Here is a 19,610-nt window from a genome sequence, read left to right on the forward strand (position 1 = left end):
CAGGCCCCCGGGTGACGAGACGCGATGGGGCACGCCCTCATCCGTCTCCATCCCCGGGCTTTCGTCCTCGTCCTCTTGAGGTACTCCCATGTCCCACCCCGTCCCGTCCTGGGCTTCGGTCCACCGGTCCGAGCGCCTGGCCGACACACCCGTCGTACGGCGTGGCGCCGACTGGTGGCTCGTGTCCGCGTCCGGGTCCGTGCTTGCCTCGGACCCCGTCCTCACGGGTGAACTGGACCGCTTCGCGGCCGACCTGACGGCGGCCAACCGCGCGGTCGCCGAGATCCGCGCCCTGGGCAACACCGCGCGCAAGGCACAGTCGTGACGCCACTCGTCCACGCCGAGCAGGCCGTGCTGGGCGCGATCTTCCTGAAGCCCGGCCAGCTCGACCAGCTCTCGCCCTGGCTGCGGCCGGAGCACTTCTCCCGCCCCGCCCACACGGCCATCTACGCCGCGATGCTCAAGCTCAAGGCCGACGGTCACCCAGCAACGGCCACGACGGCCGGCGCTCCCGTCCCGCTGGCCTGGCTGACCGACACGCTGCGGGAGGCAAGCATGCGCACGCGCGGCCTCACCGCCTCGCACCTGCACACCCTCGTGTCGGCGTGTCCGCGCCCCGACCACGCCCCGGTGTACGGGCGGATGGTCCTGGAGGGCGCCATCCACCGCAGTGTGGCCAAGCATGCCGCCCGTCTTCACCAGGCCGCGCTCGATGACGGCCGTGCCGGCACGGTGGAAGAGACGCTGCACCACGCCCAGGTCCTGGCCGACGTACTCGCTGACCTGGCTCGCGGCTGGGGTGCCGAGGCGCGGTCCGTGGAACCACCCGTGGCGTACGCGCCCCGGGCCGAGCGCCCCCAGCCGGTGGGCGAGCAGGTCCTCGCCGACGAGGAGTTCCTCCTCGGCTGTCTTGCCTCCCGCCCCGAGCAGTTGCTCGGCCTGGTGCGGTGGCTTCGCCCCGGTGACTTCTCCGACCCGGGACATCAGCAGATCTACCGCGCGCTGGGAGCCCTGCACCATCGCGGCGAGCCGATCGACCAGCTGACCGTGCTGTGGGAGGTCCAGCGTCGCGGCTCTCTGGCCGACGGGACGCTCGATGCCGAGCGTGTGCGGCGGGTCTGCGATCCGCTCGTGGGCTTGGCCGCCGAGCACTTCGGCGAGCAGGTCGTCCAAGCCTCTCTCGTCCGCACGGCCGCCCTGGCGGCCCAGCAGGTGGGAGCCCTGGCCAGCCGCGACGCCCTCGCGCCCGGACAGCTCATCGGGTACGCCCTGCACGCGCTCGGCCCGCTGGACGAAGTGCGTCACCGTCTGCGCCTCGCGCACGAAGCCGAACCAGAGCCGCAGCGGCCGGCCAGTCGGCCCGGTGCGCCGCCACCCGCCGCCCGCATCGACGCCGCCCGAGCCCGCAGCCGCCTCGCGGCCACCTCGGCTCCCTCGACAGCTGTCACGACCTCCTGCGCCGCGCTTCCCGACCGACACAACCACCGGAGTCCGTCATGACCGACCACACCGGCCGCGCGGGCCTGGAGAAGGACGAACTGTACGCAGTAGCTCAGGAGTTCGAGCAGGCCCGCCACGCGATCGTCGGGTCGTACACAACGACCTCCCTGCCCGACCTGGTCACCGCGTCCCGTCATCTCGCCGCACTGACGGGACTGGTGAAGGACCTGTCCGACGAGGTCCTCTTCCGCGCCACCGACAACGACCCGGGACTCGACTTCGGTCCGGTCATCGCGGCCTACACGAGCGCGTCCACCCCTGCGGGACGGGCCGTGAACAACTACACCGAAGCCTTCGAGCAGCTCGGATTCCTGCGCAGGTACGCGGAAGCCCCAGCGACGGCAAACCTTCGCGACGCCCGCCAGGCCGCGTTCAACGTCGTTCAGGACCGGCTGGACCTCACCGTGGACTCGCTCCAGGAAACCTTCGTCACACTGCGGCACGCCGCCGACCGGATCGACGGCACCCCGCCCCGCGTCCTCGCGGCACTGAGCCGCTCGGCATACCCAGCGAACTCGATCTACCGCGTCCCGGCGAAGCTCCCCGCGACCGAGCCGATCCGCCTCGCCTACATGCCGGTGTCCCGCCATGCGCGCTGACCTTCCAGCGGCACCGCTCCAGCCGTCGATCGGGAGTATGTGTTCCGGGTACGGCGGCCTGGATCTCGGCGTCCAGGCCGTCCTCGGCGGCACGGTCACCTGGCATGCCAAGGTCGATCCGGGCCCGGCCCGGATCCTGTCCCGCCACTGGCCTGGCGTGCCTAACCTCGGCGATATCACGGCCGTGAACTGGGCCGATGTCTCGGAGGTGTGCGTCCTGACGGCCGGGTTCCCCTGTCAAAGACGTCTCGGTCGCCGGCCGTCGCGCCGGACTGGCTGATGGCACCCGGTCCGGCCTGTGGTTGCACATCGCCCGTGCCATCGAAGCCCTCAACCCGTGCCTGGTGGTCATCGAGAATGTCCGAGGACTCCTCACCTCCCCCGCCGGTTCCCCTGGCGACGTGGAACCCTGCCCGTGGTGTCTGGGAGACACCGCAGGCCAGCCTGCTGTGCGCGCCCTCGGTGCCGTACTCGGCTCCCTGGCCGACCTCGGGTTCGATGCGCTCTGGTGCGTGCTTCGCGCCTCTGACGTCGGAGCCCCGCACAGCGAGCGGATCTTCCTCGCCGCTTGGCCCTCCATGCGGTCCGGCCCTGTTGAAGACGCCGACGAGCAACCTGGCCACGAACGGAGGGAGTCAGCATCCGACGAAGAGGAAGCAAGGGGGCCACGGCCCCAATCTGGCGGACGAGGTCGAGTGGCTGCTGCCGACGCCGAAGGCGTCGGACGGCACCAAAGGGTCGCCGAACCAGCGTCACGGGAACGGGGACCTGACGCTGCCCTCGGCAGCGGCCCGCCTGTTGCCGACTCCACGAGCCAGCGACACGGGCACTCCGGGACGCCGACCGGGCACCGGCTTTCGGCCTCCGCTCTCGGCAGTGGTGCTCCCCTTGTTCACCCAATCGACGCCGACGGACGACGGGCGTGGGGGCCGTACGCCGCCGCCATCGCTCGATGGGAGAGGGCGACACGACCGGCGCCCCGGCCCACCGACGAAGCGGGCCGCCTCAGCCCGCTGTTCGTCGAGTGAATGCAGGGGCTTGAAGTCGGCTGGGTGACAGCCACTCCGGGGCTGGGCCGTCCCGCCCAACTGGCTGCCCTGGGCAACGGAGTCGTGCCCCAGCAAGCGTCTCGCGCACTGGAGATCCTTGCTCCTCCGGTCCCGCTCTGCGGCCATCACGGCCTGCGGTGACCGGCGGCTCCTACACCAGTTTCCCCGGCCGGGCCAAACCCGGGTTTCTCCGGATCCTCGCCACCCCAACCACCCGATCTTGCGAAGGGGTAGCGATGGCTGAACCCGCTCAGGAGAGCGAGCCTATACGTGTGCCGGACCACGACCTGGACGACTTGGTCTCCATGGTCGCGAGGCTGGTCACGGAGAGCCGTAAGCAGGGCGAGACGCTCGCCCGACTCACCGACGACGCCCCGCTCTCGGACGACGAGGGCAGCGCGTATGAGCACGGTGGCGGCGAGGGCTCGGTCGCCGCGTCAGCGGCGGCCGAGCCGGGCGGCTCCCAGGAAGGCCCAGCGTCCATCTTCATCCTGGCGCTCGACGGCAACGCGTACGTCGAGGAACTCGCGGCGCTGACTAGTTGGGTGCACGACCTGCTGCTGCCGGTCTACGGACGGGAGATCACCACCAGCCGCCCGTGGTGCCACCAGTGGCAGGAGCATCCCGAGGCCGTGGCCCGACTGCATGCCCTGTGGCTGGCCTGGCAGCAGCTCACCGACGTCGAGGCCGGCCTCACCGGCCCCTCGACGTGGCACCGCGACCACCTCGAACCGACCCTGCTCCAACTCCGTGCACCCGACGGCCCGTTCGGCGCGTGCACCACCAACGCGGCCCGTCCCGACCACCGGCTCCTGGCCTCGCCCGAGCCCGCGGGAGCCTGATATGGCCGACACGTACGAGCCCTCGGTACCGGACTACCGGATCGACGGCTTCGAGGCCGTCTCCGAGCAGATCGAGGAGGACTTCTTCTCGGTCACGCTCTCGGACGACGTGTTCGTGGCCCTCGCCGAACACCACAGCGACGACGGGCGCGACACCTACCTGCTGTACCACGACCGGGCGGCCATCTGGGATACGCCCGGCACAGCCGAGTACGTCGCGTTCCACCTCACCCGTGACGTGGAGCGGCGGACCTTCGACTTCGCGTATGAGCGGGCTCCCGTCGTGCCGCTCGCCCAGAACTGGCTCATCCGCCGGGGCTGCCCGCCAGAGGCCACCATGCCGACCCGCAACCACGGGCCCCGCCCCGCCGACGCGCTCACCTCTCGGCTGGAGGACCTGCTCCGGACCAACCCCGACGGCCGGTACGAGGTCGTCGACCACTACACCGACAACCCGGGCTACTTCGACTTCGGCAGCGAGGTGCGCACCCTCGTCCGCGACAGCCACCCGGACTCCGCGCACGCCCCCTACCGCCTCTTCCTCGAAGAGACGGTCAAGGACTTCCGCTCCTACACGATGCGCGAAGGGGAATTCGCCGGCGCCGAGGCAGCGGACGCCTGGGCCATGGACCGCACCGCTCCCCTCCCGCTGGCCCCGGCCCCGGAGAGCGTCGTCGCCCACAGGGCTCAGGCTGCCCGCACCCGGTCGCCACTCGCCGGAGCCGCCGGCCTCGCGGTCCCCCCGGCGCCTGTCACGGCTCCTCGCCCCACGCTCTCTTCCGCGCAGCGCTCTCGCCGGGGTGCGCGGTGAGTCGGGCGCGGTACGCCTTCGCGGCACACCCCGCGGCCCTGGCCGACCTGCGCTCGGTCCCGGAGAACATCCGCGACCTGGCCCTGCTGGAGCTGCAGCACCTGGTCCACGGCAACGAACGCGGCGCGGCGCTGACCCGCGAACTCGCGGGCTGCCACAAGATCTATGTTGATCCGGAGACCCGCTGGCGCATGGTCATCCAGTACCGAGAGGCCACGGCGTCCTCGCAGCACTGCCGGGAGATCTACCTCCTGGCGGTCGGCGAGCGCCAGGACCAGGCCGCGTACCGCACCGCGGCTCGCCGGCTGGAGCTTGAACACGAGGCATCCGCCGCGACGACGCCGCTGCACGGCCGTCGTGCCCAGGCGGCACGGTCCCGGTCCCAGCACGGGAGCGCTGGTCCGGTGCACGCCGGTGCGGCTACCCCCGCCCCCTCCACGGCTTCGCCGCGAACGCGCCGCCGGTCATGACACCCACCCCTCATCCGCCACGCCCCGAGGTACTCCCCATTCCACCTATCGACCTCGGCAGCCTCGACCCGACGGCCAAGGCGTGTCCGAATCGCCAACCCCGTGGAAAGGCATTGTCAGTCGACGCTGTCGCTCAGGGCAGGACTCGGTCACGGACAGCTACGACAACACGATGGTCGACCTGAACGGCACCTTCAAGGCCGAACCGATCGAGATGCAAGGACCGTGGCGGGACGTCGACCAGGTCGAGCGGCGATCTTCCAATGGGTCACCTGGTACAACGAGGAACGGCTCCACTCCGCCATCGACTACGTACCGCCCGCCGAGTACGAACGCGACTGGTGGCGACAGCAGGAAGCCGTCCCGCAGTCCGCCTGAAACAAGACCACCGGACTCCACGAAACTCGGGACAGCTCAACCGGAAGCTGGAGTTCTACTGGCACAAGCGTCGCTGGCCTCGATCTTGCATGAGGGTCCGTCAGCTTGCTGGCGGGCCCTTTCGGCTCCTTCGGGGGCCGAGGTTCCTGCAGGTGGGCAGGCTGGTGGCCCGTCTGTCGCGTCGGGTGGGCGCCGGGTTCCACGGTTCCGGTCGGGGTGGTGCTGCTCGTAGGGACGGGAAGCTGCTGGTCAGCCTGGGTTCGGCAGGGCTGCGAGGCGCTGTAGGGCTTGGGTGATCACGCCTGTCCAGGGCCAGTGGGCCGCGAGGCGGAGGATGCGGCGCCGTCCGGTGGTGACGAGTTGGGCGGCGGCGGAGAACAGCCGGAGCCGCAGGCGGCGGGGCTCCCACCGACGGACCTCACCGGTCAGGGCGAGCATCGGCATCCAGGCGAGGAGATCGAGAGCGATCTGGACGATCTCCAGCCAGATCTGGTTCTGTGCGGCGTCGTGGAGGGGCAGGTTTCGCAGGCCGGTGGCCCGTGCGGCCCGGATGCGGTCGTCGGCCCTCGCGCGCTGGCGGTGCCGCAGTTCCAGCTCGGCGATCGGGGTGCCGGCAGTGTTGGTGGCGAAGGCCGTCAGGCGCATGCCGTCGGCGTCGGTGATCCGCAACTGGGCTCCGGGGTGTGGCCGTTCTTTCCGGACGATCAGCCGCATTCCCTTCGGCCAGCCCTTGAGGCAGTCGCCGTCGAGTTCGGTGATCCAGGCGCCGTCGCGGATGTCGCCGCCGGGTTCGACGGCCGGCGTCCAGGCCGATGCCGGGACCTTCAAGACGGCCTGGTGAATGGCGTCGGTGATGGTCATGCCCACCGAGTAGGACAGCCACCGGCCGCGGGCGGACAGCCAGTCGAGGAACTCGTGGGTGCCCCCGCCGGAGTCGGTGCGGATCAGCGTCTGCCGCCCGCGTCGGTACTTCTTCGGTAGCTGGGCCAGGGCCAGTTTGGCAGCGGTGATGTGGTCGGCAGCGGTGTTGCTGCCCGCGTTTCCGGGCCGCAGCAGCCCGGCCACCGGCTCTCCGGACCCACCGTGTCCGTGGTCGACGAACCCCATCAGCGGGTGATGGCCGAAGGTCTTCTTCCAGGTCGGCTTCGCGTCCTGCTTGTCGGAGTGCGCGATTACCAGCACTCCGTCCAGGTCCACGACCACCTGCCCGGCCGCGTCCGGCGCCGCGGGGCCTGCCACCTGCCAGACGTGCTCGCGTACGTGGGCGCGGGCCGCACGGATCGCGGTCAGCGCGCGTTTGCCGCCGGCGGCCGGGGTGTCGATCAGCCGGGACACCGTCGGGTCGGAGGCCACCGGCCCGAACACCGCGGGCTCGGCCCGCAGCATCCCGACGTCGGCCAGGCAGTCCCCGCCCAGCGCGACCGCGAGCGCCACATCCAGCAGGATCTTGCCCGGATCGTGCACCGCCCGCGGCTTGCGCCACGGCGTCAGCGCCGCCGATATCGCCTGATCCAGCCCGGTCTTGCGGATCGTCTCCACCAGCAGCACACCACCGGCCTGGGAGACCACCCCACGGCCGCCGCCTTCGGTACGGACACACGGGTAGGACCCGATACGCTTCTTCACCTGGCAAGTGTGCTTCTTTCCTCGCAACCGACAGGACCCTCGACAAGTCCCATCGTTGCAGGTCAGGAGCACTTTCCGCTTTTATGATCACGCCTCGGACAGCCCACCCCGTGAAAGCCCGAGGCTGGTGTCACCACCCGCCGAGCCCGCGGACATCTCCGCACCGCTCAACTTTGAAGACCCGCGTTACCCCACACCAGGGCTCCCCCGGGCGAAGACAGCACCAGGAGCGGAACGCCCGGCTGTCGACATGGAGAGGGACAATGAGCCCGCGCACTGAACCCCCCGCCCCTTCCTCGCCTCTCGAACTACCGGTCCGCTCGGGCGAGGAGGAGCTGATCGAAGCGGTAGCGATGGAGCGGGGTGTTGAGCTCCCATCCGACTTCATCTCTGCCGTGGGGGCGTACGGCGATGTGCTGATCTGCGATACCCCGGTTCAGCTTAGCGGTTCGAAGAACGGGCGGTCAGGTGCGAAGTGGCGAGAACACACCGTTACGTCCTCACCCCTGAGGTAAGCCACCAACCATTCGCCGAACGTCATCTCGTACAGAGTCCAGGCCGGACTGTCGAGCTCCGCCACCACGACGCGCCAGGGTGACGAGGAACCCTCCGGGACCCGGAGGAAAACCCATTCCCCCGTCTTGGCCAACGCGATCGGCATCAAATCACCAGGGTTCGCCCCTGCCGGACTGGGCAGATATTCCACCATGTCTTCCTCGCGCCAGAGCTCGAGATCCCCTCTGATGGATTCTCCCAGGCTGTGCAGAAGATGGCCGGCGGGGTGCTTCAGATACAGTTGATTGTTGATCTGGACCGACCCGTAGGCATCCACGATCTCGCGGAAGTCTGTCGGGAATTCGATTCCGAACTCCCGTTTCATTTCAATCCATGGCGCCGGATCCGTCCAGTTGAATCTGGGTTCGCCCAGCAGGGCTCGGATCTCTGCGAATGTTCCCACCACAGACCTCCTTAGCATTTCGAGCCTATGCCCGTCTTGGAGTTGATCGCAGTGCATGAATAACTGTCCACGATCCCTCCCCCGGGTCCATACACGGTCATTCCCACTTGGATAGTCGTAGGAACGGCCGAGCGAGTGTCTCCGTATAGGGGAACGACGGACATGAACAGGCTGTTGTTTTTATTCAGGGACTTCCAGCCGAAGGCTTCCACCTTGCTCGCCATCCGGGCGTTCGCCCTAGCATTCAAAGCCACCAGGTTTCGAATATCCTGACCGGTACCCTTACCCCAATAACCTATCAGGTGACCAGCCTGCGGATCTCCTCCCCCTGCCCGGATCTCTTCCATTCCGTCCGGAGCGACGGAGGGCTCGCATTCGGGGCACTTCGGCAGGCCACCCGCTCCCGTGCGCGACCTGCGATCGCTCTTGGTGAGGAATGCGATGGCGCCGGTCGCCCTGCATCCCTTGTTCCCGTGGTGGTCCGTGTATTCCTCAAGACCGCCGTAGATCCGCCCACCGTCGATCAGGGGCGTCGCATCGCACGAGCTCCTGCGCCCCTCGTCATCATCGTCTCCGGTGCAGCCGCCGGTGGACACGCAGACGGCGTTGTTCACCGGTGCCGGCATGGCCTCCGGTTCATTGTCGGGCGTGTAGCGGTCGTCTCCTACGAGGTCGAGCATCTTCAGCGCGCCGACGACCAGCGTGATTGCGTCGCCGGGCTTCCAGCCTCCGCTGCCCTTGCCTCCCCAGTCCGGCTTGGGCGCCGGGCGAGTGGGGGCGGGCCTGGGGTTCTTGCCCTTATTGGGGTTCTGAGGGATGGGCGGCTTTGGCGGGGTGGTCACCCGGGTTGCCGCGGCGGACCAGCTGCCGACGTAGGGGTGGGGGTAGTAGGTGCTGCTGGTGCCCGTGGAGACATGGGCGGCGCTATCCCTCGATGCACGCGCCCTCCAGGCACTCGCGGCCTGGGCCTGGGCCTCGGCCTGGGCCGCGATGGCGTCGGCCAGGCTCCTGGTGTTCGTCCACTGGGACAGCGCGTGACCGGCCGGGGCGCTGTGGTGTCCGACCGTGGTCCCGGAGTCGCCCCAGGAGCCGATGTTCACGTGTTGCAACTCGTAGGAGGCCCAGCCGGCCAAAACGGTGAGACCGCCGATGACCAACGTCCCCTCAATTACGCATGCATCCGGGCAGTGCCCTGTGGGGTCTGTGCCGCCGAGCGGGTCGCCATCGGCGTACACGTAGCGGTTGGCCCGGGCCGAGGGCGTCGGGTCGAGCTGGTAGGTGTCGCGGGACTCGAACGAGCCTGTGCCCGGCTGGTACCAGCGGGCGGCCATGTCTATGCCGCCGGAGGACGGGTCGGTCCAGGCGGACTGGTAGCCGACGGCGGGGGTGGTGCCGTTGGTGGCTGTCTCCGTGCCGAAGGGGTCATACGCCTTCGAGCCGCTGACCGACGCTCCGTCGGCGCTAAGGCCTGCGACCAGGTCGGTGTGCTGGTCTGTCAGCGCCCACTGCTTGGTGGTGCCGGTGGCTATGGACAGCAAGGCGCCCTCGGGTGTGCGGTTGTAGGCGCTGACGCCGTCGCTCGCGAGGTTGTTGGAGCCTCCGTCGTAGGTGAAGGCCGACGAGCCCCGGGTCTGGACACGGTCGAGGGAGTCGTAGGTGTAGGTCGTGCCGCCGTCAGTGATCTTGCGCTCGAAGGCGTCGAAGGTCAGCGAACGCGGGGTGTCCCTGCCAGCATCGACCGATGCCAGAGTACCGCGTGGCGTATAGGTGAACTTCGTCGCCCCGTCACTCAGTTGACGGTTGCGAGCATCGAAGGTCGCCTTGGTCGGGCCCGCCGTGGTCCGGTTGCCCGCCGCGTCCCACGCGAAAGGCGTCGTGGCTCCGTCCTTCGTCCAGGACGTCAGACGGCCCGCGTGGTCGTACGCGTAGGAGTTGTCGCCAGCTCCCGCCGTGCCCGTCGTCTTCTTCGACGTCAGGTTGTCGTCCAAGTCGTAGCCGTACGTGGTGGAGGCGACTGTGGTCGAGCCGTCGGGGTTGGTGATTCTGTCTGTGGTCAGGCGTCCCAGGTCGTCGTAGCCGTAGCTACGCCTGGCCGTGACCGTGTATTGGGTCGCCCCGGCCCGCTTGGTGGCGTACTGCTCCAGGCTCGGGCGTCCGGCGGCGTCGAAGTCGTACCAGACCTGGCTGCCGGTGAGGGAGTCCGAGGCCCAGTCGATGCGGCCCGCGCTGTCGTAGCCGTAGTCGGTGTCGCCGGCGGTGGTCTTGCGGTGGGTCATGTCGCCGACGGCGTTGTAGGTGTAACTGGCCTCTCCGGCAGGACCACTGGCTGTCAGGAGTTCGCCGCGGTCGTTGTAGGTGTACTTGTTCCGGCTGGTGCCGTCAGCCGTGGTGACCGAGGTCAGACGGCCCGCCAGGTCGTAGTCCAGGCCGCGGTCCACGGTCGCCGCCTCGGCGCCGGTGCCGGTCTCGTGGATGAGCCGGTCCAGACCGTCGTAGGTACGCTCGCGCTTCACCCCGCCCGGCAGCGACTCGGTGACAGGCCGACCCGCCTTGTCGTAGGCAGTCGTCCAGGTACGGTCGGCCTCGGACGGGGTGGCGTCGGTGGCCGGTTCGATCGTGGACTCGGCCAGGCCCCAGCTGTTGAACGTGTAGACGGTGGTGTTGCCGCGGCCGTCCGTCAGCCGGGTGCGGTTGCCCGCCGCGTCGTAGCCGAACGCCGTCGTGATCGACTTGGTGTCCGAGACCGGCTCGACCTGTTGGGTCAGTCGGCCCAGGGCGTCGTACGTGTACGTGGTACGGGCCTTGGTCTGCGGGTCGATCACGGCCGTGCGGTCGCCGTCGGCGTCGAACTCGGCCGTCAGCGTGCGCAGGGCCGTACCGCCGGTCCCGTAGTCCATCGTGGCGGTGACATCGCCGAGGGCGTCGTAGGTGGTCGTCGTCCTGCGGTTAGTCGCGTCCGTTACCCCGGTCCTGCGGCCCAGGCCGTCGTAGCCGAAGCGGGTCGTGCCGGCCGGGTCGGTCACGTACGTGACCTCGCCTGCCGGGTCGAAGCCGGCGGTCGTGGTGGCCCCTTCGGGCGTGGTTGACGAGATCTGGTTGCCCGCGTAGTCCCAGGTGTAACGGCTGGTCAGGTTCTGGAGGGTCGGGTAGCGCTCGACCGTCGTCGCCGTGATCTGCCGACCCAGTTCGTCGTAGGTGGCTTCCGTGCGGGCGCCGGTCGGGTCGGTGACCGACAGTCGCAGGCCGGTCGGTGTCCAGGAGTAGTGGGTGATGCCACCGCCGTCCGTGGACGTGACCGGGCCCGTGACGAGACCGGGGACGGACTTGGACGCCAGCGCGTCCGCCGGATCGGCGACCGGGTCGGTCTTGTCAGCCAACCGACCGAACTGGTCGTAGCCGTACCGGGTGACCCGGCCGAGCGGGTCGGTGACCGACGTGGGCAGGCCCAGCGCGTTGTAGCTGGTGCGGCTGGTCGCCGTCAGTGCGGTCGAGGAGCCCGGCGGGGTGTAGTCGGGCAGCGTCAGCGCCGTCGTCCGGCCGAGGCGGTCGACCTCCGCCCGGGTCACCTCGTCCCGGGGGTCCTTGGTGTCGGTGACGTCTCCGAAGGTGTTGTAGCCGGTCACCGTGGCGGGATTGATGGTGGAGGCCGGGTTGCCCTGCTCCTCAGCCTGCACACCAGGGGCAGTCTGCTGTACCAGGTGTCCCAGCTCGTCGTACCGGTAGGACGAGGTGAAGGCGGCCGGGTCCGCACCCGTTTCGTTGCCGCGCGGGCTGACAGCGGTCAGGAGCAGGCCGCGGTCATCATAGGTTCCCGTAGTGACGTGGGTGCTGCTGCCGTCCGTGACGGTCCGCTTCGTCACGTCACCAGCAGCATCGTACTCGGAGGAAACGGTCAGCGTCTGGCTGGCGGAGATGGAGTGCGTCTCCGTCTTCACGCGGTCGTCACCGTCGTAGGTATAGCCGGCGCTCTGGTTAAGACCGCCCGGGTCGAGGACGCTCGTGACGGTGCGGCCCAGGGTGTCGACCGTGAAGGTCCGGGTGGTCTTCCCACCGCCGGTGATCTGCTTGGTGAGGTGGCCCGCCGGGTCGTAAGCGTCGTTCTCCAGCACGATGTCGTGCCGGGTGCCGTCGGACTGGGTGACTCGCTTCGCCGTCGTGGTGGCTGGCAGACCGTCGTCGTAGTAGGTGTACGCGGTGGTCGCGCCCATGGCGTCCGTGGTGGAGGCCAGGCGTCCGGCCGGGTCGTAGGCGTTCGAGATCACGGTCAGGTCACGTGCGGTGCCCGACGGGTCGCCCGTCCAGTCCTTCAGGACGGTCGTGGCGTGCTGGCCGCGCGAGGTGTACGCGTACGTGAAGTACGTACCGGCCGCGTCGGTCATGCCGGTGACCTGGCCGAAGCTGTCGTGCTCGTAGCTGGTGGTGTTGTTCTCGGCGTCGGTGAAGGAGTCGTTGAGACCGTGTGCGTCGTAGTGGTACGTGGTCGTGCGCGAGGGGTCGCCGCCAGTGGTGTCCTTGGTCGTTTCGGACAGTAGGTTGCCGTCCTCGTCGTAGGACCGGGTGATCTGCGCGGTGTGGGTGGTGCCGGTGATTTCGTTCTTCACGCCCGCACCGGTCTGGGAGACCACGTGGGAGGCCGCGTCGTAGGCATAGGTGGTGGTGACGCCGTTCGGGAAGGTGTCTGAGATCTGGGTCTCGGAGGTCTTCCGGCCCAGTCCGTCATAGGTGTACGAGGTCACCAGGCCGGACGGGGAAGTCGCCTCGGCGACGTCGCCGTTGGCGAAGTACCGGTAGGAGGTCTTCGCCCCGGCGGGCGTGATACGGGTGAGGACCAGGCCCGGCGGCGCGGTGCCGCCGCCGACCGCTGCCTCTGTGCCGGCGGTGTAGGTGGTGGTGGCGGTGGAGCCGTCCGCGCGGACCGTGGTCAACGGCAGGCCCTGGGCGTTGTAGGTGTAGGTCGTGCGGTAGCGGGTGTCCTTGTAGTCGGTGGAGCGTTGGTCGCTCACCGACAGCACCTTGTCGTTGCGCGGGTCGAGCGGGTCGGACGCGTTCAGCTGGTACGAGGTGAAGCCGGTCCAGCAGGAGTCGGCGTCCCGGCATGTCGTGGTCGACACCACGTTTCCGCGTGCGTCGTGTCCGGTGACCGAGGTGTGGCCGTCGGGGTCGGTGATGGTGTGCAGGTTGCCAGCTGTGTCGTAGGCGTAGGAGGTGACAGCGCCGGTGGTGTCCCTCCGGGCCAGGATGCGCTGACCCCGCAGGGCGTCGTAGGTGGCGGTGCTGGTGTCTTCCTGCGGGTCGGTGACCGTCACGGTGGCGGTGAGCCCGGAGTCGGCCGCCTCGGCCTGCGCCCGGTAGTGGGCGGACACCTGGTCGGCCGTCAGCGCATGGCGGTACAGGGCGACCTCGTCGACTTGGCCGTTGAAGTAGTACGTGCCGGCGGCGAGACCCATCCAGCCGGGGGTGCCGTGGCCGCCTCCGACATACGTGTAGGGGTGGGCCTGTTCATCGATGGTGCCGGCCAGGGTGCCGACGGCAACACCGTCGAGATAGAGGGTCTGGGTGGTGGTCGCTCCGGACAGGACCACGTGGTGCCATTGGCCGTCGGTCACCTTCACGGCGGACACGATCGGCGTGGCTCCGGGGTCTCCGGTGAGGTACCACTCGCCGCGCAGCTTGCCGGAGCCGTCGATGTTCAGGACGGCACGCCAAGATGTGGGTGTCTGGCCGACGGCGGCGTTCTGGAACCCGAGGAGGACGGCGGACGGGGTGGTGGTCTTGAACCACATCTCCGCTGACAGATTCCTGGCGCCTGTGAGGTTGGTGGCGGGGAGCTGGATGACGCCTCCGGCGCCCAAGGTCGCGGCCCGGTCGTCCCCGGGGCCGAACACGCCGGACTGATCCAGCTTGGAGGTGCCGCCGGAGTCCGGCTTGAAGGTGGCCTGCTGGGCGCTGCCGCCGATCTCGCTGCCGAGGGCGGTGCCCGAACTCTGGTCGAGCCGGTAGTAGGCGCTGGGCGCGTCGGCAAGGGCGACGCCGTCGTACTGGTCGCCACGGCCCGCGACCAAGCCCCGACGGGCTTGGACGTGCTGGGTGGGCAGATCAGTCTGGCCGACAGCGGGCTTGACGTAGCTCCAGGTGGAGCCGGACTTCTGGAAGGTGACGAGGGCCTTGTCGTAGAAGGCCACCTCGTCGATCTCACCGGTGAAGTTGCGGTAGCCGAGGGGCTGTCCGTCCCAGCTGGTGGAGGAATAGCCCCCGCCGACGAAGACGTGGTCGAAGCGGTCTGTGGCGACACCGGTGGTGTTGCCGCCCTGGTAGGAGCCGTCGACGAACAGAGCCGTGTAGCCCTCGTTGCCGGTGAGCAGGACGTGGTGCCAGGTGTCGTCGGTGACGGCGGCCTTGGACAGGACGCTGGTAGCTCCGCCCCAGAATCTGCCGCGCAGCTTGCCGTCGGAGTCGATCAGCAGCATGGGACGCCCGCCGGTGGGTGTGTCGCCGAAGTCGGCGTTCTGGTTGGTGACGAGGACACCGCGGTCACTGGTCTTGAACCACAGTTCCAGGGACATCTCGGTAGTGGTGCCGAGGGACTCGGCGGGCATCTCGATCGCGCCGGTTCCGTCGAAGGTGACTGCGGCGTCGTCGCCGTCGGCGAAGACGCCGGGGCTGCCCAGGCGGGTGCCGTCCAGATAGCTGCCGGCAAGTTCGCTGCCGAGTGGGCTGGCGGCCTCGGCGCCACCGCGTTCGCCCAGCCGCCAGTAGCCGGTGGGGCCGCTGCGTTGGATTGTGTCGGCGTAGGTGGCCGACGCCGGCGAATAAGAAGGAGCGGACACCTTCCAGGTGCCGCCGTTGTCATCGGTGTGCTGGGTCAGCCGACCGGTCACCGGGTCGTAGGCGGCGGTGGCATGGACCCGGCCGGTGGGCAGGGTGACCTTGGTGATCTGGCCGATGGAGGCGCGGGCCGCATAGTGGTCGGTAATGGTGGCCACGTCGAGGGTGTGGTCGTAGAAAGCGACCTCGTCCATCTGGCCCTTGAAGTGATAGTCACCCTCGGCCAGGCCCATCCAGCCGGAACTGCCGTAGCCGGCGCCCAGGTAGGCGTAGTCGCGGGACTGCTCCGTGATCGCGCCGGCCAGGGTGCCGACCTTGACTCCGTCGAGGTAGAGGCTCTGGGTGTTGGCGGCAGCCGTGAGTACGGCGTGGTGCCAGGTGCCGTCGGTGACGGCGGCCGAGGAGACGATGGGCGTCGGGGTGGGGCTGCCAGTGAGGTAGAACTCGCCACGCAGCTTGCCGGATCCGTCGATGTTCAGGACGGGACGCCAGGAGGTGGGCTTCTCGCCGAGTTCGCGGTTCTGGAAGCCGACCAGAACGCCGGACGGCGTGGTCGTCTTGAACCAGAGCTCGATGGTGGGGAAGGCGGCCGTCTTCAACGTGTCGGTGGGCAGTTCGACGATCGAGTCGACACCGTCGAAGCCGGCCGAGGTGTCCGTGGTTCCGGCCATGGCGGAGCCGCCGCCGAGGACGGCGTCGCTGTACACGGCATCGTTGAGGCCGGTACGAGAGACGGCGGAACTGGCGGCGGCCGAGCCGTCGCTCTCGCCCAGACGCCAGTAGGAGGTGGGCGCCGAGTCCAGGACCTCGCTGCGGTAGACCGAGCCGGCGCCGTACTCGTACATCGTGCACTTCGTCGTCGAGGTGGGCGGGCACACCGAGGTGAGCTCGTTACCGGTGTAGCGGTAGGTCCAAGTCAGGCCCGGGGTGCTGACATCGATGGCACTGGTGGTGACACTGGTGACATGGCCTCCGGTCCAGCCGAAGCTCAGAGACCGGCCGGACAGGTCGTCGGTCACGGTCTTCACGGGGCCGCCGGTAGCGGTGTCGTGGGTGACGGTCTGGCCGCGCCCGGCCGCGTCGGTGACCTTGGTGAGAACGCCGCTCGCAAGGAAGCGGTACGTGGCGCCGGAGCGTTCGCGCAGCACCCAGTCGGTGGACTGGCGGGTCAGGGTGAGGGAGCCGCTGGACGGCCCCGTGTAGGTGCCGTCGGTGTTCTTCCCGAACCGGACCTGGGAGCCGTCCGCAAGGGTGACCAGGGCCGAGGAAGTGGCGTTCTCCTCCCGTAGCTGCATGTCCCAGCGGGTGGACCAGCCGGTGCCGAACGCGCTGTCAGTACGCGGGTCGAGGGAGTTGTAGGTACGGGTCAGCGAGAGCTCGGGACCGACGGTGGCCAGCGCCGCGTCGGTTGCGGCAGTGACGTAGTTGCCCTCGCGAGTGCCGATCTCCTTGCCGTCGTCGGCGCCGCCGAGGTGGCTGGTCACCACGGGCTGTGGCACCTCGGTGGTGAGCAGCGCGGGGCCCGGCCGGGTGGAGGTGGCGGTCCCGTCGTAGGCGTAGGCGTACCAGGCGTAGGTTTTGTTCCAGGACAGCCAGCCAGAGGGCACGGCCCACTGCTGTTCGCTGGTGCGGGTGCCGGTCTTGCAGTTCTTGCGCAGATCGCTGCCCGCCACCTCGCACACCTCGAAGGTGTACTGGAGTGCCGACTTGGGGTACCGGTCCGCGTCGCTACCTTTCGCCCACAAGGTCGGGGTCAGCGTGTTGACGGTGACACCACTGCTCGGGGACTCGGCGGTGAGCTTGGGCGGGATATTGACCGAGGCCAACTTGACGGACGGTCCGGGGACGCCTGCGGTGGTGAATCGGCTGACGCCAGCGTCGTCCATTGTCCATTGGATGGTGTACGTCGACGGGGCGAGTGGGGCTATCTTCGCGTCCAGGGTGACGCTCTCGCCTGGCGAGATCGCCTGGGGCATCGTGGTCGAGCGGATCATCGATAGGTCGGTGATCTCGTTGCCCGAGGCGTCGAAGAGGTTGTAGCGCAGCTTGTAGTTGCCCCCAGACGGCCAGGTCTCCTGGCCCTGGTTGGTGACGGTCACCTTCTCCACGCCCTCGGTGACCGCCGTGACCGGCGCGGTGAAGTCGCCCAGCTCGTAGGTGGCGCCGTACTTGGTCCAGGTGACGTCCAGGCTCGGCTTGCCGTTCGGATAGTCGTCAGAGCCGAACTGCTTCCAGCCCTTGGAGTCAGTCGTGGAAGCCTTCACTGCGAGGCCGTAGTTCTTCTTCCGGCCGTGGGTCCAGTCGTCCACCAGTTTCCGGCCGGCACTGCCGAGCTTGATCGTCGACCAGGCAGGGGCGCAGGACCAGGTGGTGGTGCCGGTGGGACGCCAGCCGTGCGCGAAGCTCTTCGACGCGAGCGAGGCACCCGTAGCAGGACCTGGCCACTTGGAGGTGGTGGTCTCCGACCAGTTGGAGGTGATAGGGGCGACCGTGACGGGGCGGGCCGTGCACGACTGCGACCAGGTGTTGTACAGCGCGAGGTCGGCGCCGAGCACCCAGGCGTTCTTCAGCGTGGTCTCCAGGCCGGTGAAGCGCAGGAATGCCGCCGCTTTGTGGCTGCCGCCGTCGTAGGTGCCGACCTTCAGCACCGTGTCCGAGGCGAAGTTGGTGTCGTAGGGGTACTCGACGTACGTGCCAGAAGTGGCGTCGACAGACTTCAGCGACGGGTCAACCCGGACCGGGAAGACCCGCTCCGGCGCCGACAGCCACTCCTTGTCGAGCTTGACGACGAGGACCTGGCGTCCGTCCTCGGTGTCGAGGCTGTAGGTGACGTTGGACGAGACGACGCCCTCGCCGGAGTCCTCGACGTAGTTCGAGTCCTCCATCCAGCCGGCCGGCGTCCAGGCCCGGACCGCTCCGGCGGCATCGGTGTAGACGACGTTCCCCCGCTCGTCCAGGGAGGCGATCAGGCCGTCGAGCACGAGCGGGAAGCGCCACTCGGTGGGCGCGTCAGCATCCTTGAGGACCAGGGTCTCTTTGACGGAGTCGTTGGCCGCAACGAACTCGACGTCGGAGCCGGCCCGGACATCCTCGTAGGTAAGGGTGCTCTCCTCAGCCTGACCCGGCGCTGCCTCGGCGCCGTCCACCCCATAGCCGACGGTCATACCGTCATCCACGGTCAGCCGCACCACGGGATCGGCGTCTGCGGTCCCGGCGAACGCGATGCCCACCTCGGTCGAACCGGTCTCCCAGCCGTCCCCACCCACGCTCATCGTCGTCAGCCCGCTCGACTGACGAGGCCTCAGTCGGGTGTCGATCGACTTCCAGCTGCCGTTCGGGGCCTTGAAGTTGACCGGCTCGGTGTAGAAGCGAGTGGTGTAGGTGCCGTCCGGATTGAGGTACGTCCGTTCCTGATCGCCGCGCTTGCTCTTGAGCTCCTTGCTGAGCCTGGAGTCGAAGCCCTTGGGGGTGGCGGCGGCCGGTGAGGCGACCTTCTGGACGGCGCCCGGCTTGGGAATTCTGCCTGTGCTGGGAATGCGGGTGAGGCTGCTTGTCTGCTCGGCGGAGACCTCCCCTCGTCCGGAGAGCGCGCCCTTCCGGCCGCCCTTGGCGGAGGCGTCGGTGGCGTCCGCGGACGCCTTGTGGCTACGCCTGGCGGCGGAACCCCAGCTCTGCTCGGGCGAAGCCATCGTGTCGCTCCCGGCCGCGAACAGCGGCAACACGGACGCGCCTTGCTCGGTCCCGGCCAAGACGGTCAGGACGAAGGCGACAACGACGCCAAGCGGACGTGCAAGACGCACGTGGATCCCCCCACCCTTGTGGATCAAGAACGAGGAGATTCTTAAGGGATCCTTACGTCAGCGCACAAGATGTTCACACCATTTACCCAATGTGCAGTGATGTATTTCACGGGATATTTGCCAGCAAACATCGGCACTACCGGACAATGGGCGCTTACCGCCAGAACTCCTCCAACATTGAGCCTCTCCATCTTGGTCAGGTGGACAGCTCGAAAGCGATGACGGCACGGACGACGGTGGTGATCCGGGTGGTGCAGCAACGAAGCTTCCGCAGGAGCCGCCAGCATCTGAGAGTGGCCATGGTGCGTCAGCCGAGGCTGCGGATCTTGGCGTGATCGCGGTTGTGACGCCACGCCAACCGTGCAAGAGCCTTGCCCCCGTAACGAGACGTACACACCAGCGGGTATGCGGCCACTGGCCCGCGTCCTCCAGAAGGACGGCGAGATGGCCGAGGAACAAGGCAGCTACACCCGGACGCTGAACGCCGTGCTGTGGCAGGACGACGAATGGAAACTGTCCGCCGAGGCCGTCCGGCGCGTCGTGCAGGACGCCCGACGGACGCGCCGAAGATCGTGGCCTCCTACCCGGCCCCTGCCGGGGCCGGGCTCGAAGGTGTCCACCACTCGGGGACAGATCCCACGGTCTACCGGACCAGACCGCGCCACGAAGACACATTCCGCAGATTGATCACGACTCGATACGCGACCCAACAAGGCTGGCCGTGGATGTCCAAGCCCTTCCAAGTGCTGGTC

The 19,610-nt window shown here is 68.6% G+C and carries 12 protein-coding genes and 1 pseudogene; 9 read left to right on the forward strand and 4 right to left on the reverse strand.

Annotated features, from left to right (window positions below):
- Nucleotides 1-88: 88 nt before the first annotated feature.
- From AC3ET4_RS15465 to AC3ET4_RS15505, 9 genes are all read left to right on the forward strand, one after another.
- The gene (locus tag AC3ET4_RS15465; protein ID WP_431949511.1) at nucleotides 89-325 is read left to right on the forward strand and encodes a hypothetical protein; all 237 of its coding nucleotides are present in this window, start codon (nucleotides 89-91) and stop codon (nucleotides 323-325) included.
- Complete coding sequence (locus AC3ET4_RS15470; protein WP_431949513.1) at nucleotides 322-1,500, forward strand: DnaB-like helicase N-terminal domain-containing protein; 1,179 nt, start codon at nucleotides 322-324, stop codon at nucleotides 1,498-1,500. Before AC3ET4_RS15465 ends, AC3ET4_RS15470 begins: the two co-directional genes overlap by 4 nt.
- Nucleotides 1,497-2,099 carry a hypothetical protein gene (locus AC3ET4_RS15475; RefSeq protein ID WP_431949515.1) on the forward strand — a complete coding sequence of 201 codons (603 nt, stop codon included), beginning with the start codon at nucleotides 1,497-1,499 and terminating at the stop codon, nucleotides 2,097-2,099. The genes AC3ET4_RS15470 and AC3ET4_RS15475 overlap by 4 nt, the downstream gene beginning before the upstream one ends.
- 37 nt (nucleotides 2,100-2,136) lie before the next feature.
- Nucleotides 2,137-2,379 (forward strand): DNA cytosine methyltransferase, encoded by a 243-nt coding sequence (locus AC3ET4_RS15480; protein WP_431949531.1) that lies wholly within the window; start codon nucleotides 2,137-2,139, stop codon nucleotides 2,377-2,379.
- On the forward strand, nucleotides 2,372-3,127 hold the full coding sequence (locus tag AC3ET4_RS15485) for a DNA cytosine methyltransferase (RefSeq protein WP_431949533.1): 756 nt from the start codon (nucleotides 2,372-2,374) through the stop codon (nucleotides 3,125-3,127). Before AC3ET4_RS15480 ends, AC3ET4_RS15485 begins: the two co-directional genes overlap by 8 nt.
- A 257-nt stretch (nucleotides 3,128-3,384) precedes the next feature.
- A complete protein-coding gene (locus AC3ET4_RS15490; RefSeq protein WP_431949517.1) occupies nucleotides 3,385-3,990 on the forward strand; it encodes a DUF4913 domain-containing protein in 606 nt (201 codons plus the stop codon).
- Nucleotide 3,991: 1 nt separating this feature from the next.
- Nucleotides 3,992-4,801 (forward strand): hypothetical protein, encoded by an 810-nt coding sequence (locus AC3ET4_RS15495; RefSeq protein WP_431949519.1) that lies wholly within the window; start codon nucleotides 3,992-3,994, stop codon nucleotides 4,799-4,801.
- Nucleotides 4,798-5,271 (forward strand): hypothetical protein, encoded by a 474-nt coding sequence (locus AC3ET4_RS15500; RefSeq protein ID WP_431949521.1) that lies wholly within the window; start codon nucleotides 4,798-4,800, stop codon nucleotides 5,269-5,271. Before AC3ET4_RS15495 ends, AC3ET4_RS15500 begins: the two co-directional genes overlap by 4 nt.
- 225 nt (nucleotides 5,272-5,496) lie before the next feature.
- Nucleotides 5,497-5,649 (forward strand): integrase core domain-containing protein, encoded by a 153-nt coding sequence (locus AC3ET4_RS15505; protein WP_431949523.1) that lies wholly within the window; start codon nucleotides 5,497-5,499, stop codon nucleotides 5,647-5,649.
- A gap of 249 nt (nucleotides 5,650-5,898) precedes the next feature.
- On the opposite strand, the gene AC3ET4_RS15510 is transcribed toward AC3ET4_RS15505, so the two are convergent.
- The 4 genes and pseudogenes from AC3ET4_RS15510 to AC3ET4_RS15525 all read right to left on the reverse strand — a co-directional run.
- Complete coding sequence (locus AC3ET4_RS15510) at nucleotides 5,899-7,275, reverse strand: IS1380 family transposase (RefSeq protein ID WP_431949525.1); 1,377 nt, start codon at nucleotides 7,273-7,275, stop codon at nucleotides 5,899-5,901.
- A 436-nt stretch (nucleotides 7,276-7,711) separates the two neighbouring features.
- Complete coding sequence (locus AC3ET4_RS15515) at nucleotides 7,712-8,233, reverse strand: SMI1/KNR4 family protein (RefSeq protein ID WP_431949527.1); 522 nt, start codon at nucleotides 8,231-8,233, stop codon at nucleotides 7,712-7,714.
- A gap of 11 nt (nucleotides 8,234-8,244) precedes the next feature.
- Nucleotides 8,245-18,747 (reverse strand): LamG-like jellyroll fold domain-containing protein, encoded by a 10,503-nt coding sequence (locus AC3ET4_RS15520; protein WP_431949529.1) that lies wholly within the window; start codon nucleotides 18,745-18,747, stop codon nucleotides 8,245-8,247.
- A 307-nt stretch (nucleotides 18,748-19,054) separates the two neighbouring features.
- Nucleotides 19,055-19,201, reverse strand: a pseudogene (locus tag AC3ET4_RS15525) (IS5/IS1182 family transposase); the annotation flags it as partial.
- Between the last annotated feature and the right edge of the window lie 409 nt (nucleotides 19,202-19,610).

It is taken from the genome of Actinacidiphila sp. bgisy167, from assembly GCF_057707665.1.

Coding starts and splice junctions, on each gene's coding strand:
- AC3ET4_RS15465 (WP_431949511.1), top strand. CDS start 89: ATGTCCCACCCCGTCCCGTCCTGGGCTTCGGTCCACCGGTCCGAGCGC.
- AC3ET4_RS15475 (WP_431949515.1), top strand. CDS start 1,497: ATGACCGACCACACCGGCCGCGCGGGCCTGGAGAAGGACGAACTGTAC.
- AC3ET4_RS15495 (WP_431949519.1), top strand. CDS start 3,992: ATGGCCGACACGTACGAGCCCTCGGTACCGGACTACCGGATCGACGGC.
- AC3ET4_RS15480 (WP_431949531.1), top strand. CDS start 2,137: ATGTGTTCCGGGTACGGCGGCCTGGATCTCGGCGTCCAGGCCGTCCTC.
- AC3ET4_RS15520 (WP_431949529.1), bottom strand. CDS start 18,747: ATGGCTTCGCCCGAGCAGAGCTGGGGTTCCGCCGCCAGGCGTAGCCAC.
- AC3ET4_RS15490 (WP_431949517.1), top strand. CDS start 3,385: ATGGCTGAACCCGCTCAGGAGAGCGAGCCTATACGTGTGCCGGACCAC.